This window comes from Lelliottia jeotgali (genome assembly GCF_977070485.1).
The window spans coordinates 112326-125922 of sequence record NZ_CDRVFO010000014.1 but is presented as its reverse complement, the minus strand read 5'-3'; the positions used below and the strand labels follow the sequence as shown (position 1 = coordinate 125922).

16 protein-coding genes and 1 other RNA gene are annotated in these 13597 nt (G+C 62.6%); 11 read left to right on the top strand and 6 right to left on the bottom strand.

Annotated elements, in window-relative coordinates; all coding sequences use genetic code 11:
• Positions 1-187: 187 nt before the first annotated feature.
• The 3 genes from ubiD (at position 188) to ACW4TB_RS20260 (ending at position 3518) form a co-directional block, all read left to right on the top strand.
• Positions 188-1654 carry a 4-hydroxy-3-polyprenylbenzoate decarboxylase gene (gene ubiD / locus ACW4TB_RS20270; protein ID WP_012316791.1) on the top strand — a complete coding sequence of 489 codons (1467 nt, stop codon included), beginning with the start codon at positions 188-190 and terminating at the stop codon, positions 1652-1654.
• Positions 1654-2622: a CDP-6-deoxy-delta-3,4-glucoseen reductase gene (locus ACW4TB_RS20265; protein ID WP_012316790.1), complete on the top strand. Its 969-nt coding sequence runs from the start codon at positions 1654-1656 to the stop codon at positions 2620-2622. Before ubiD ends, ACW4TB_RS20265 begins: the two co-directional genes overlap by 1 nt.
• Positions 2623-2867: 245 nt before the next feature.
• Positions 2868-3518, top strand: a complete 651-nt coding sequence (locus ACW4TB_RS20260) for a gamma-glutamylcyclotransferase (protein WP_254466834.1) — start codon at positions 2868-2870, stop codon at positions 3516-3518.
• 70 nt (positions 3519-3588) lie between these two features.
• Here ACW4TB_RS20260 and ACW4TB_RS20255 read toward each other — a convergent pair whose 3' ends face one another.
• Entirely contained in the window at positions 3589-4566 is a 978-nt protein-coding gene (locus ACW4TB_RS20255) for an NADPH:quinone oxidoreductase family protein (RefSeq protein ID WP_254466832.1), read from the bottom strand.
• A 156-nt stretch (positions 4567-4722) separates the two neighbouring features.
• On the opposite strand from ACW4TB_RS20255, the gene ACW4TB_RS20250 reads away from it, so the two are divergent.
• Positions 4723-5127, top strand: coding sequence for a flagellar basal body-associated protein FliL (locus tag ACW4TB_RS20250; RefSeq protein ID WP_254466831.1), 405 nt, complete (start codon positions 4723-4725; stop codon positions 5125-5127).
• Positions 5128-5160: 33 nt separating this feature from the next.
• On the opposite strand, the gene ACW4TB_RS20245 is transcribed toward ACW4TB_RS20250, so the two are convergent.
• Positions 5161-5613, bottom strand: coding sequence for an EVE domain-containing protein (locus ACW4TB_RS20245; protein WP_254466829.1), 453 nt, complete (start codon positions 5611-5613; stop codon positions 5161-5163).
• Between the two features lie 178 nt (positions 5614-5791).
• Between ACW4TB_RS20245 and ACW4TB_RS20240 the strand changes: the two genes are divergently transcribed.
• A complete protein-coding gene (locus tag ACW4TB_RS20240) occupies positions 5792-5941 on the top strand; it encodes a hypothetical protein (RefSeq protein WP_012316785.1) in 150 nt (49 codons plus the stop codon).
• A gap of 19 nt (positions 5942-5960) precedes the next feature.
• Here the strand turns inward: ACW4TB_RS20240 and ACW4TB_RS20235 are convergent, their stop codons facing one another.
• The 4 genes from ACW4TB_RS20235 to ACW4TB_RS20220 form a co-directional block, all read right to left on the bottom strand.
• A complete protein-coding gene (locus ACW4TB_RS20235; RefSeq protein ID WP_012316784.1) occupies positions 5961-6569 on the bottom strand; it encodes a 5-formyltetrahydrofolate cyclo-ligase in 609 nt (202 codons plus the stop codon).
• A gap of 69 nt (positions 6570-6638) precedes the next feature.
• Positions 6639-6818, bottom strand: a non-coding RNA gene (ssrS, locus tag ACW4TB_RS20230) — 6S RNA.
• Between the two features lie 17 nt (positions 6819-6835).
• Positions 6836-7156, bottom strand: a complete 321-nt coding sequence (locus ACW4TB_RS20225) for a cell division protein ZapA (protein ID WP_012316783.1) — start codon at positions 7154-7156, stop codon at positions 6836-6838.
• Positions 7153-7371, bottom strand: coding sequence for a TIGR02449 family protein (locus ACW4TB_RS20220; protein ID WP_012316782.1), 219 nt, complete (start codon positions 7369-7371; stop codon positions 7153-7155). The genes ACW4TB_RS20225 and ACW4TB_RS20220 overlap by 4 nt, the downstream gene beginning before the upstream one ends.
• Before the next feature lie 146 nt (positions 7372-7517).
• On the opposite strand from ACW4TB_RS20220, the gene ACW4TB_RS20215 reads away from it, so the two are divergent.
• The 6 genes from ACW4TB_RS20215 to ACW4TB_RS20190 all read left to right on the top strand — a co-directional run bounded on the left by ACW4TB_RS20215 (position 7518) and on the right by ACW4TB_RS20190 (position 13489).
• A complete protein-coding gene (locus tag ACW4TB_RS20215; protein ID WP_012316781.1) occupies positions 7518-8072 on the top strand; it encodes a YecA/YgfB family protein in 555 nt (184 codons plus the stop codon).
• Between the two features lie 22 nt (positions 8073-8094).
• Positions 8095-9429, top strand: a complete 1335-nt coding sequence (gene pepP / locus ACW4TB_RS20210) for a Xaa-Pro aminopeptidase (protein ID WP_254466827.1) — start codon at positions 8095-8097, stop codon at positions 9427-9429.
• Entirely contained in the window at positions 9426-10625 is a 1200-nt protein-coding gene (gene ubiH, locus ACW4TB_RS20205) for a 2-octaprenyl-6-methoxyphenyl hydroxylase (protein ID WP_254466825.1), read from the top strand. Before pepP ends, ubiH begins: the two co-directional genes overlap by 4 nt.
• Positions 10622-11104: a DUF4442 domain-containing protein gene (locus tag ACW4TB_RS20200; RefSeq protein ID WP_012316778.1), complete on the top strand. Its 483-nt coding sequence runs from the start codon at positions 10622-10624 to the stop codon at positions 11102-11104. The genes ubiH and ACW4TB_RS20200 overlap by 4 nt, the downstream gene beginning before the upstream one ends.
• A gap of 3 nt (positions 11105-11107) precedes the next feature.
• A complete protein-coding gene (locus ACW4TB_RS20195) occupies positions 11108-12331 on the top strand; it encodes a 2-octaprenyl-3-methyl-6-methoxy-1,4-benzoquinol hydroxylase (RefSeq protein ID WP_012316777.1) in 1224 nt (407 codons plus the stop codon).
• A gap of 156 nt (positions 12332-12487) precedes the next feature.
• Positions 12488-13489, top strand: a complete 1002-nt coding sequence (locus tag ACW4TB_RS20190; protein ID WP_012316776.1) for an extracellular solute-binding protein — start codon at positions 12488-12490, stop codon at positions 13487-13489.
• The last annotated feature ends 108 nt before the right edge of the window (positions 13490-13597 follow it).

Here is a 13597-nt window from a genome sequence, read left to right as displayed (position 1 = left end):
GCAATGATTGGGGCTGCTTCGCAGCCCATCGCCGGCAAGCCGGCTCCCACAGGTCCTCTGCGATCCTTGTGGGGGCCGGCTTGCCGGCGATGGGGCGCGAAGCGGCCCCAAGTCATTTTTGGCCATTGAGCACTGAACGGCGCTACACTCTGCACCCCGACCGATACGGCCAACACGAGGCTCATGCATGCAGTATCGCGACTTGCGCGACTTCATCCGTGGCCTGGAACAGCGCGGTGAACTCAAGCGCATCCAGGTTCCGATCTCCCCTGTCCTGGAAATGACCGAGGTGTGTGACCGCACCCTGCGTGCAAAGGGCCCGGCGTTGTTGTTCGAAAAGCCCACTGGCTTCGACATTCCGGTGCTCGGCAACCTGTTCGGCACCCCGGAGCGGGTGGCCATGGGCATGGGCGCCGAGTCGGTCGAGGAGCTGCGCGAGATCGGCAAGCTGCTGGCTTTCCTCAAGGAGCCGGAGCCGCCGAAAGGCCTCAAGGACGCCTGGTCGAAGCTGCCGATCTTCAAGAAGGTCGTGTCGATGGCGCCGAAGGTGGTCAAGGATGCCGTTTGCCAGGAGGTGGTGGTCGAGGGTGATGATGTCGACCTTGGCCAACTGCCGATCCAGCACTGCTGGCCGGGCGACGTGGCGCCGCTGATCACCTGGGGTCTGACCGTGACCCGCGGCCCGAACAAGGATCGCCAGAACCTGGGCATTTATCGCCAGCAGGTCATCGGCCGCAACAAGGTCATCATGCGTTGGTTGAGCCACCGCGGTGGCGCTCTGGATTATCGCGAGTGGTGCGAGAAGAACCCCGGCCAACCGTTCCCGGTCGCCGTTGCTCTGGGCGCCGACCCGGCAACCATCCTCGGCGCTGTCACGCCGGTGCCAGATACTTTGTCCGAGTATGCCTTCGCCGGCCTGCTGCGTGGCAATCGCACCGAGTTGGTCAAATGCCGAGGCAGCAACCTGCAGGTGCCGGCCACCGCCGAGATCATCCTTGAAGGTGTGATCCACCCGGGGGAGATGGCTCCGGAAGGCCCTTATGGTGACCACACCGGCTACTACAACGAAGTGGACAGCTTCCCGGTGTTCACCGTCGAACGCATCACCCACCGGCAAAAACCGATCTACCACAGCACCTATACCGGTCGGCCGCCAGATGAGCCGGCCATCCTCGGCGTGGCGCTCAATGAAGTGTTCGTGCCGATCCTGCAAAAGCAGTTCCCGGAGATCGTCGACTTCTACCTGCCGCCGGAAGGGTGCTCGTACCGCATGGCGGTGGTGACGATGAAGAAGCAGTACCCGGGCCACGCCAAGCGCGTGATGCTGGGTGTGTGGTCGTTCCTGAGACAGTTCATGTACACCAAGTTCGTTATCGTTACCGACGACGACATCAACGCCCGTGACTGGAATGACGTGATCTGGGCCATCACCACGCGCATGGACCCCAAGCGTGATACGGTGATGATCGACAACACGCCGATCGATTACCTGGACTTTGCGTCGCCGGTATCGGGCCTGGGGTCGAAGATGGGCCTGGATGCCACCCACAAGTGGCCGGGCGAGACTACACGCGAATGGGGCCGGGTCATCGTCAAGGACGAGGCCGTCACCCGCCGCATCGATGAGTTGTGGGACCAGTTGGGAATAGATTGATGCAGGTAACGTTGCAGCCGTCCGGGGCGGTGCTGGCGCTCGAACCCGGGGAACGGATCCTGGATGGAGCGCGGCGGCTGGGCTATGACTGCCCGAACAGCTGTCGCAATGGCAATTGCCATGTGTGCGCCGCATTGTTGGTCGAAGGTCGCGTTCGCCAGAACGGTGAGGTGCGCGACCATGGTGAGCTGTTCACGTGCATCGCCGAACCGCTGGAGGATTGCGTGCTGCTCTGGGATGGTGTGCTGGCCCTGGGCGAGCTGCCAGTGCGCAAGCTGGCATGCAGCGTCATTGAATGCCTGGAGGTGGGTGGCGACGTCTGGCGCGTGCGTTTGCGCGCGCCGGCTGGCAAGCCACTGCGCTATCACGCCGGGCAGTATCTGATGATCGAGCGCGAGGGCGGCAAGCCGGCGGCCTTCTCGCTGGCGTCTGCCCCGCACAGTGGGCGCGACCTTGAGCTTCACGTGTTGGTCCGTGAAGACAGCGCCCGTCAGCTGTTGGCGCAACTGCAGCGTGACCCTATCGCCCGCATCGAAATGCCATTCGGTGACACCCACCTGGCCGAGTTGCCCGATGGGCCTCTGGTGCTCATCGCTGCGGGGACCGGCATGGGGCAGATGCACAGCCTGGTCGAGCATTGCCGTGCCCAGGGCTTCAAGCACCCGGTGCACCTCTACTGGGGCGTGCGACGCCCTGAAGACTTCTACGCCATCGAGCACTGGGACGAATGGGAGCGTCTGCCCAACCTGTTCCTGCACAAGGTGGTGAGCGACCTGTGTGGCTGGGAAGGCCGCTGCGGCATGTTGCACGAGGCTGTGTGCGAGGACGTGCAAGACCTCAATACGGTACATGTTTATGCCAGTGGTTCACCAAATATGGTTTATGCCACGCTCGATGCCCTGGTCGAGGCCGGTATGGATGCGCACCGCATGCGTGCTGATGTGTTTGCCTACGCGCCGCGTGGTTAATAACTGAAGTTTCAGCTAGTGGGTATAAGGCGGTAATTCTTACCGCCTTGACTAATAACTTTCACTATACTTGGAACAATGCTCTCCAACCGTCGGAAGTTCGCGTGAAACTTAGGCTTCAGGGCTTGAGTGTTGGCGCGGTTCTATCCTAAGGTGGTTGCAGGCTCCCAAGGCGCTGGCGCAAGCCCCGCCCTGCAGGGCCTTTCGCTATATCAGTAGTTCACAGGGAATAATGGCGGCAGCTTATGTCGGCACTTGAAAGTTTATCCTGGAAAAGCGCTTATCCTCCGGCACTCGACTTCGGCCAGCAACTGACCCGCGAGCAATTGATCAACTCGATGAATACGACCATGTCGCGCCATGAGGGTGGTCCGGTCTGGTTGTTCGCCTATGGTTCGTTGATATGGCGCCCGGAGTGCAGTTCGGTGGAGCGCCAGCGTGCACGCGTGCATGGCTATCACCGTGGCCTTTACCTGTGGTCGCACGAGCATCGTGGTACGCCGGAAACGCCAGGCTTGGTATTCGGCCTTGACCGCGGCGGTTCGTGCAGCGGTTTTGCCTACCGCCTCGATGAAAGCAACCTCGACGACTCGCTGATGGCCTTGTGGCAAAGAGAGATGCCGTACCCGGCGTACCGGCCGCACTGGCTCAGCTGCCGGCTGGCTGATGGCAGCAAGGTGCAGGCCCTGGGCTTTGTACTTGAGCGACACCTGCCGTGCTACGCCGGCAATTTGCCCGATACGCTGCTTAGCCAGATTCTTGCCAGTGCCAAAGGGCGCTACGGCACGACGCGTGAGTATGTCGAGCAGACGTTGAACGCACTGCGCAGCCACCAGATGCCCGACCGAAACCTCGAAGCGCGGTTCAGGCGCTGCCACAACCTGCGTGAGGTCTGATTGGGCTGTACAGGGCTCTTCGCGGATTTATCTGCGAAGAGCCCTGCAGGGCCACTGTATTTTCCAATGATTATCTGGGCAGCACCACCAACTTACCCACTGCTTTTCTTTGGCCCAACTGCTCGATCGCCGCGCCCGCCTCGGCCAGCGGGTAAGTCTTCGATACCAGCGGCTTCAGCTTGCCCTCTGCATGCCAGGCAAACAGCTGGCTGAAGTTGGCCGCATTGTCCTGCGGCTGACGCTGGGCAAATGCCCCCCAGAATACCCCCAGCACCGCTGCGCCCTTGAGCAGCACCAGGTTCGCCGCCATCTGTGGAATCGTCCCGCTGGCAAAGCCGACCACCAGCAACCGCCCATTCCACGCCAGCCCGCGCACGGCCTGGTCGAACAGTTCACCGCCGACCGGGTCGTAGATCACATCTACCCCCTGGCCGCCGGTCAGGCGCTTGATTTCCTCCTTGAGGCTGGCCTGGCTGTAGTCGATCAACTCGTCCGCCCCTGCAGCCTTGGCCACAGCAAGTTTCTCTGCGCTGCTGGCGGCTGCGATCACCTTGGCGCCCATGGCTTTGCCGATCTCCACGGCCGCCAGGCCGACGCCACCGGACGCACCTAGCACCAGCAAGGTTTCCCCTGGCTGCAACTGGCCGCGCTGCTTGAGCGCATGCATCGAGGTGCCATAGGTCATGCCAAAGGCGGCAGCGGTGGTGAAGTCCATGCTTTCGGGGATGGGCAGCACGTTGTAGAACGGCACGGCCACCTGTTCGGCGAATGCCCCCCAGCCGGTGAGGGCCATCACCCGGTCCCCGACCTGAAAGGCGCCGGCGCGTTCGCCGACAGCGGCGACGACACCCGCCGCCTCGCCACCGGGAGAGAACGGTAGCGGTGGCTGGAACTGGTATTTACCTTCGATGATCAGGGTATCCGGGAAGTTGACGCCGGCCGCATGCACCTCGAGCAGAATCTCGTTTTTCTTCGGTACCGGGCTGGCCACCTCTTCCAGAACCAGGCTGTGTGCCGGCCCCAAGGTTTTACACAACACAGCTTTCATCGGGCTATTCCTTTGCGGGTAGTGGCCGATAAGTGTAGGAGGGCGGCCTGTCGGGTCAACGAGCATGGCCCGTCCTGATGGGGCTGCATAAGCCTGGGCTTGGGTTTGGGCCGCATGCTGGGTAAGCTGGCGCCAATTGTTTTGAGGAGCGAATTCGTGAAAGCGTGGATCTTGATGGTGCTGGCCCTGATGCTGCCAGCGGCGGCTCTGGCCGAAGAAGCCAAGGAAGGAGCCCCCAAGGTCTCCTATATCAGCCTGAGCCCGCCCTTTGTCGGCAACTACGCCCTCGACGGTGGCCCCAGGTTGCGCGTATTCAAAGCTGATGTGGCCCTGCGCGTGACTGGCGACGAGGCAGCCAAGACGGTCAAGCACCACGAGCCGCTGATTCGCAACCAGCTGGTGGCGTTGTTCACCCAGCAGGGTGTGGATAACTTGAGCAACGTCGACGCCAAGGAAAAACTGCGCCAAGAGGCGCTCAAGCAAGTGCAGCAGGTGATGGAAGCAGAAGAAGGCAAGCCGATTGTCGAAGATCTGCTGTTCAATAACTTGATTGTGCAGTGATCGAGACTCAGGCCGGCCTCTTCGCGGGACCGGTCATTTGCTTAGCGCAATGATCGCCGCCCACTGCGCGTCGGTCACCGGCATCACCGACAGCCGAGTGCCTTTTTGCACCAGCGGCAACTCCTCCAACGCGCTTTGTTGCTTGAGCAAGCCCAGCCCCAGCACCTGCCTGAACGTCTTCACGTGCGCCACATCTACCGCGCTCCAGGGGTTCTTCTCGGCAGTTGCTTTGGCGTCGTAGTAATGGCTCTGAGGGTCCAGCGCAGTTGGGTCCGGGTAGGCCGCTGCAGTGATCCGGGCGATCCCGGCAATGCCCGGTTGAGGGCAACTGGAGTGGTAGAAGAAAAACTCATCGCCTACATTCATGGCGCGCAGAAAATTGCGCGCCTGATAGTTGCGCACGCCATCCCAGCGGGCCTCACCCAGGCGGCCCAGGCCTTCGATCGAAAGCTCATCGGGCTCGGATTTCATCAGCCAGTAGGCCATGGATACTGCTCCTGAAAAGGTTTGAAATAACCTGTTGCACGAAACCGACAGCCGGTTGGCGTCAACGTTTGCGTGTCGACTCAGGTTGTCGGAAAATGCGCCGATTTTAACGCTATATGCTCCGGCGGCACCAAGAAGGTCGCCGAGCCAGAACGTATGCCTAGGGGGGCATTCTTCGATGAATCAACGCAAACCGGACCTGCTCTGGGTCTTGGTCTTCATCTTTGGTCTGGGTGTGGTTACCACTGGTTATGCCCAGGGTATCTGGGAGCGCAAGCTCGATACCGCGTACCAGGTACCGGTCGAAGCCGGTCAGCAGCAGCGCTGATCTCCCCCGCTGACGCCTGTCATTTAGGCGCCAGGTACCAGTCACGGTCCGAGACCGTGCCCTGCAGTGGTACATCCCAACTGGCCTGCGCCAGTCGTTCGACCTTCTGGCATTCATGGGCCAGCCCCAGCAGCAGGGGTTTTTTCCATGTTTTGCGTCGCGCCTGGTAGGCCAGGCTGCGATCATAGAAACCACCGCCCATGCCTAGCCGCCCGCCGGCTTCATCGAAGCCCACCAGTGGCAGCAGAATCAGGTCCAGCGACCAGATCGGGCGCTGGCGCCTGCGGTCAGTCAGTGGCTCTGGAATACGGAAACGGTTGCGCTTGAGCTTTTCACCCTGCTCGAACCGCTGGAACACCATGCGGGTACGCGGCCATGCGTGCAGTACCGGCAGGTAGGTACGTTTGCCGCGGCGTTGCGCCTCGCGCAGTAGCAGCTGCGGGTCGATTTCACCGTCGTTGGGCAGGTACAGGGCAATGTGCCGGGCGCGGCGGAACAGCGGGTGTTGCGCCAGCTGCCGATACAGCCCTAGGGAGGCTTGGCGTTGCTGGGCTGGCGTGAGTGCACGGCGGGCATTACGAAGCAGGCGACGAAGCTGGGGGCGGGTGAGCGGCGCGGTGTCGGTCATGGCACGGGCGTTCCCAGGTGTCGAAGCTAAAAGCGAGAACTGCCCGCCGAGGGGCGGGCAATCGAAATCAGGCTCCCCGATAAGACCGCTATCGGTGTAGCCCTTGAACCCGAAAGTTCAAGGTGGAGATTGCAGGGGGCGTTAAGGCTTTCCGTCGGGCGGACATGCACACCGGCCCCAGCGTGCAACCCCCGTGGTTGTGCGTATCGGCTCAGGGACATAACCGACTGGCGCATCCCCCAGGGAGTGGCGCCAGTATACCAACCTCAGCCGATTTTGGTATCCGTGTCGTCGGACAAAGCCTTGTCGACGCGATCGAGCAGGTCGCGGACCTGCTCGCGGGTGGCACTGCCAGCGGGGGCGTCGGTGCGGTCTTCCTGGCGGTGGAGCATCTCGTGGGTGATGTTCAATGCGGCCATGACCGCGATCCGGTCGGCACCGATCACCTTGCCGCTGCTGCGGATCTCGCGCATCTTGCCGTCCAGGTAGCGTGCGGCGCTGACCAGGTTGTTGCGTTCTTCCGGCGGGCAGATGATCGAGTATTCCTTGTCCAGGATCTGCACGGTGACGCTATTGCTTGAACTCATGAGTCTTGCTCCAGGGCCTTGAGGCGTAAGATCATCGACTCGACCTTGCGCTTGGCGATCTCGTTCTTTTCGATGAGGTGGGCGCGCTCTTCGCGCCAGGATTTTTCCTGAGCTACTAGGAGTGCATTTTGCCGTTTAAGTTGCTCGACGCGCTCGATCAGCGACTCGAACCGGCTCATCAATGCTTGCAGGTCGTTCTCTTGCGTGGGTTGCACTCGATTCGCTCCGTCATTGAATCACCCGTCGATGATGCCTCTCCCTGAGCGGTGACGGCCAGTGCCGATGGTCTTGGCGCGCCTGCCGGTGCTAGGATACAAGGCCTTCATTCTAGTCAAATGCGCCGTCTGGCGCCTAGCCGCCCATGCCTAATACCCAATCGCCCTACACCGCATTCGCCGCACTGCTCTCGAGCAACGGCCACCCTGTTTCCCCTGCCGAGCTGCACGGCCTGCTGATCGGCCGCAGTTGTGCCGGTGCCGGCTTCGAGGCCGATGCCTGGCTTGCCGACGCTGCCGGGGTGCTGGAAAACGAACCTGAAGACAATGTGCGCGCTGCACTGATCGGCCTGCAAGAGATGGTCAAGGCCGAGCTGACCGGCGAGGACATTGCGATCGTTCTGCTGCTGCCAAGCGACGAAACCCCGCTGACCGAGCGTGCCACGGCGCTGGGCCAGTGGTGTCAGGGTTTCATCGCCGGCTTCGGGCTGAACGCTGGCGGCAAGGACCTGTCCACCGATGCCAAGGAAGTGCTCCAGGACCTGGTTGCCATTTCCCAGGTCCAGGAAGCGCTGGAAGAATCCGAGGACGGCGAAAGCGATTACATGGAAGTCATGGAGTATCTGCGCGTTGCGCCGCTGCTGCTGTACACAGAGCTGGCCGCGCCGGCCGCGCCCGCGCCAAAACCTTCGCTGCACTGATCAACCGGGGGTAGTCCTGCCCATGAGCCACATACCCAAGGCCGAATATGCCCGTCGGCGCAAGGCGCTGATGGCGCAGATGGTCCCCAACAGCATTGCCATCCTGCCGGCTGCCGCAGTCGCCATTCGCAACCGCGATGTCGAGCACGTCTACCGCCAGGACAGCGATTTCCAGTACCTGAGCGGCTTCCCGGAGCCGGAGGCGGTGATCGCGCTGATCCCGGGGCGCGAGCATGGCGAGTACGTGCTGTTCTGCCGCGAGCGTAACCCTGAGCGCGAGCTATGGGACGGCCTGCGTGCCGGCCAGGAAGGTGCCATCCGCGACTTTGGCGCGGACGATGCCTTCCCGATCACCGACATCGACGAGATCCTCCCGGGCCTCATCGAAGGTCGCGAACGGGTTTACAGCGCCATGGGCAGCAACCCCGAGTTCGACCGTCGGCTGATGGACTGGATCAACGTGATCCGCTCCAAGGCGCGCCTTGGCGCCCAGCCGCCCAACGAGTTCGTTGCCCTGGATCACCTGCTACACGACATGCGTCTGTATAAATCTGCGGCGGAAGTGAAAGTGATGCGCGCCGCTGCAGAAATTTCCGCACGCGCCCATGTGCGGGCCATGCAGGCCTGCCGGGCAGGGCTGCACGAGTACAGCCTGGAAGCCGAGCTGGACTACGAATTCCGTAAAGGTGGGGCAAGAATGCCAGCCTACGGGTCGATCGTCGCTGCCGGCCGCAATGGCTGTATCCTGCACTATCAACAGAACAATGCCGCGCTCAAGGACGGTGACCTGGTGCTGATCGACGCCGGTTGCGAAATCGATTGCTATGCCAGCGACATCACCCGCACTTTCCCGGTCAGCGGGCGTTTTTCGCCTGAGCAAAAGGCCATCTATGAACTGGTGCTCAGGGCCCAGGCCGCCGCTTTCGCCGAGATTGCCCCAGGCAAGCACTGGAACCACGCCCATGAAGCGACCGTGCGGGTGATCACCGAGGGGCTGGTGGAGTTGGGGCTGCTCAAGGGCAAGGTGCAGGCGCTGATCGAAAGTGAAGCGTATCGCGCTTTCTACATGCACCGTGCCGGGCACTGGCTGGGCATGGATGTGCATGATGTGGGTGAGTACAAGGTCGGCGGCCAGTGGCGGGTGCTGGAGCCTGGCATGGCGCTGACCGTCGAACCGGGTATCTACATTGCCGCCGACAATCAGCAGGTCGCGAAGAAATGGCGAGGCATCGGCGTAAGGATCGAGGACGACGTGGTGGTGACCAGGCAAGGCTGTGAAATTTTGACATCGGGCGTGCCCAGGACGGTCGCCGAGATCGAGGCGCTGATGCAGGCGGCACGTAAGGACGCGGCATGAACCGAGTCAACCTGGCGATCATTGGTGGCGGCCTGGTCGGTGCCAGCCTGGCGCTGGCCCTGCAGGCTGGGGCCAAGGCGCGCGGCTGGAAGATCCTGCTGATCGAGCCGTTCGCCCCGGGCGACAGCTTTCAGCCCAGCTATGATGCGCGCTCCTCAGCGCTTTCGTTCGGTACCCGGCAGATCTATCAGCACCTGGGCGTGTGGCAGGCGATCAGCCCGCGTGCCGAGTCGATCCGGCAGATCCAGGTCTCGGACCGTGGGCGCTTTGGCTCCACCCGCCTGGATGCGCTGGAGGAGGGTGTGCCAGCGTTGGGCTATGTGGTCGAGAACGCCTGGCTTGGCCAGTGCCTTTGGCAAGGGCTGGACAGCGAGGTGGTGAGCTGGCGCTGCCCGGCCGAAGTGAAGGCGATGCAGGCCGTCGCCGGTGGTTATCGCTTGCAGTTGGACGATGACACCAGCCTGGAGTGCGACCTGGCCGTGCTGGCCGACGGTGGCCGCTCCGGGTTGCGCGAGCAATTGGGCATACATGTGCGCCGCACGCCGTACGAGCAGAGCGCCCTGATCGCCAATATCACCCCGGGCGAGTCCCATCGTGGGCAAGCCTTCGAGCGTTTTACCGAGCAAGGCCCCATGGCATTGCTGCCGCTGCCCGAGAATCGCTGCGCATTGGTCTGGACCCGTCAGGGTATGGACGCCAAGCGCCTGGCCGAGATCGACGAACGCAGCTTCCTGCGCGAGCTGCAGGATGTGTTCGGCTATCGCCTCGGCGCCCTGCGCCAGGTCGGCGCACGGCATCTTTACCCGCTGGCACTGGTCGAAGCCCAAGAGCAGGTGCGCCCGCATCTGGTTGTACTGGGCAATGCCGCGCACAGCCTGCACCCCATTGCCGGGCAGGGTTTCAACCTGTCGCTGCGTGATGTGCAGTCGCTGGCTGATGCGCTGCTGGCCGGCCCGCAGCAGCCAGGCGATCTGGCGACCCTGCAGGCGTACCATCAACGCCAGCAGCTCGACCAGGCCATGACCATCGGGTTCTCCGACCAGGTTACCCGACTGTTCGGCAGCAACCAGCCGTTGCTGGCCGCCGGGCGCAACATCGGCTTGCTTGGGCTCGATTTGCTGCCGCCGGCAAAAAGCTGGTTCGCCCGCCAGGCCATGGGCATGGGCACCCGCCCTGATCCGCGGGGTCAGGCATGACCAACCCGCGCAAGCTGGCGCGCCGGGCGCGCATGTTGCGCTGGCTGCTGAACCTTTATCCACCGTACCTGGGTGCCGGCATTCGTATTCAGCACATCAGCCCGGATATGCGCAGTGTCAGGGTGCGTATGAAGCTGACGCGCTGGAACCGCAACTACGTCGGTACCCAGTTTGGCGGTAGCCTGTATTCGATGGTCGATCCGTTCTACATGCTATTGCTGATCGAACTGCTGGGCCGTGAGTACATCGTCTGGGACAAGGCAGCCAGCATTGACTTCATCGCACCCGGCAAAGGCCCTGTGTATGCCGATTTCCACATCGAAGACGCACTGCTGGACGAGATCCGCCAGCAGACCGCCAGCGGCAAGAAATACCTGCCACGTTTGCAGGTCGATGTCCGCGACGGTGCTGGCGAGCTGGTGGCGCGGGTCGATAAAACCCTATACGTGCGGCTCAAGCCGCAAGCGAGGCAGGCGTAAGGCATGGAAATGCGCGCAGATCTGTTGATTGTCGGTGCCGGTATGGTCGGCAGCGCCTTGGCCTTGGCATTGCGCCACAGTGGCCTGGAAATACTCCTGCTCGACGGTGGTTCGCTGACGGTGAAGCCGTTTGACGGCGATGCGCCGTTCGAGGCGCGGGTCAGCGCCCTTTCGGCGGCCAGCCAGCGCATCCTCGAGCGTTTGGGCGCCTGGGAGGAAATTGCCAAACGGCGTGTTTCGCCCTACTCGGACATGCATGTCTGGGACGGTAGCGGCACTGGGCAGATTCACTTCTCGGCCGCCAGCGTGCACGCGCAGGTGCTTGGCCATATCGTCGAAAACCGGGTAGTGCAGGATGGCCTGCTGGAGCGCCTGCATGACAGCGATATCGGCCTGCTGCCCAACGCCCGCTTGGAGCAGATGCGCCGCTCTGGCGATGAGTGGCTGCTGACCCTGGCCGATGGTCGCCGCCTGCGGGCACCGCTGGTGGTGGCTGCCGACGGTGGCAATTCTGCGGTTCGGCGCCTGGCCGGCTGCCAGACCCGTGAGTGGGATTACCTGCACCACGCTATCGTCACCAGCGTGCGCTGCAGCGCTGCACACCAGGCTACCGCCTGGCAGCGTTTCACCGACGAAGGGCCGCTGGCCTTCCTGCCCTTGTCGCGAGACGGCGAGCAGGGCTGGTGCTCGATAGTGTGGTCGACCACGCCGGAACAGGCCGAGCAGCTCATGGCGCTGGATGATCAAGCTTTCCTCAAGGCCTTGGAGCGTGGATTCGAGGGGCGACTGGGTCAAGTGCTGCATGCCGACCCTCGGGTTTGCGTGCCGTTGCGCCAACGCCACGCCAAGCGGTACGTGGACGAGGGGCTCGCACTGATCGGCGATGCCGCGCACACCATTCATCCGCTGGCTGGGCAAGGCGTAAACCTGGGCTTTCTCGATGCCGCGGTGCTGGCTGAAGTGCTGGTGAACGCCTGTGAGCGTGGTGAACGGCTGGCGGATGTGAAAGTGCTCAGCCGCTATGAGCGCCGACGCATGCCGCACAACCTGGCATTGATGGCAGCTATGGAGGGCTTCGAGCGGCTGTTCCAGGCCAACCCGCTGCCGTTGCGCTGGTTGCGTAACAGCGGTCTGAAGCTGGTGCAGCAGATGCCGGAGGCCAAGGCGCTGTTCGTGCGCCAGGCATTGGGGCTTTCCGGGGACTTGCCGGAGCTGGCCAAGCCTTGAGATTGCCGGGGCCGCTTTGCGGCCCTCTCGCGAAACAAAGCCGTTCCTACAAGCGTTCGGGTGCCCTTGCAACATCTGGTAACGGCTGGGTAGGTGAGCCGGAAAATGGGATTCACTACCATTTGCGCCTCTCATACGATTCGAGGAGTGCATCCGATGTTGCCACGCAAGCCCCTACTGGCCGCCCTGGCCCTGACGCTGTTCGGTGGCACCGCCCAGGCGGCGGACGAAGTAGTGGTGTACTCCTCGCGCATCGACGAGCTGATCAAGCCGGTGTTCGACGCTTACACCGCCGAGACCGGCGTCAAGATCAAGTTCATCACCGACAAGGAAGCCCCGCTGATGCAGCGCATCAAAGCCGAGGGCGAGAACGGGGTGGCCGACCTGCTGCTGACCGTCGATGCCGGTAACCTTTGGCAGGCCGAGCAGATGGGCATCCTGCAGCCTATCAAGTCGGCCATCATCGACCAGAACATCCCCGCTCAATACCGCGCTTCGTCCCATGACTGGACTGGCCTGAGCCTGCGCGCACGGACCATCATCTATTCCACCGAGCGGGTCAAACCTGCAGAGCTGAGCACCTATGAAGCTCTGGCCGACAAACAGTGGGAAGGGCGTCTGTGCCTGCGCACGGCAAAGAAGGTTTACAACCAGTCGCTGACCGCCACGCTGATCGAGAACCATGGCGAGGCCAAGACCGAACAGATCGTCAAAGGCTGGGTCAACAACCTGTCTACCGACGTGTTCTCTGACGACAACTCGGTAATCCAGGCCATCGAGGCCGGCCAGTGCGATGTGGGGGTGGTGAACACTTACTACTACGGCCGCCTGCACAAGCAGAACCCGAACTTGCCGGTGAAGATCTTCTGGCCTAACCAGGGCGACCGGGGCGTGCACGTCAACCTGTCCGGCATCGGCCTGACCAAGCACGCACCGCATCCGGAGGCGGCCAAGAAGCTGGTGGAGTGGATGACCGGTGAGCAGGCGCAGAAGCTGTTCGCCGACATCAACCAGGAGTTCCCGGCCAACCCTAAGGTCAAGCCATCGGACGAGGTCGCGGCATGGGGCAGCTTCAAGGCTGACAGCATCCCGGTCGAGGTGGCGGGCAAACGCCAGGCCGAGGCCATTCGCTTGATGGATCGGGCTGGCTGGAACTAAGCCCAAGGCATTATCCTGCTGGGGCCCGCAAGGGCCTCTTCGCGAAGCAAGCCCGTTCCCACAGGTACAGCGCAGCCCCTGCGATTTGCGCTGTAGCTGTGGGAACGG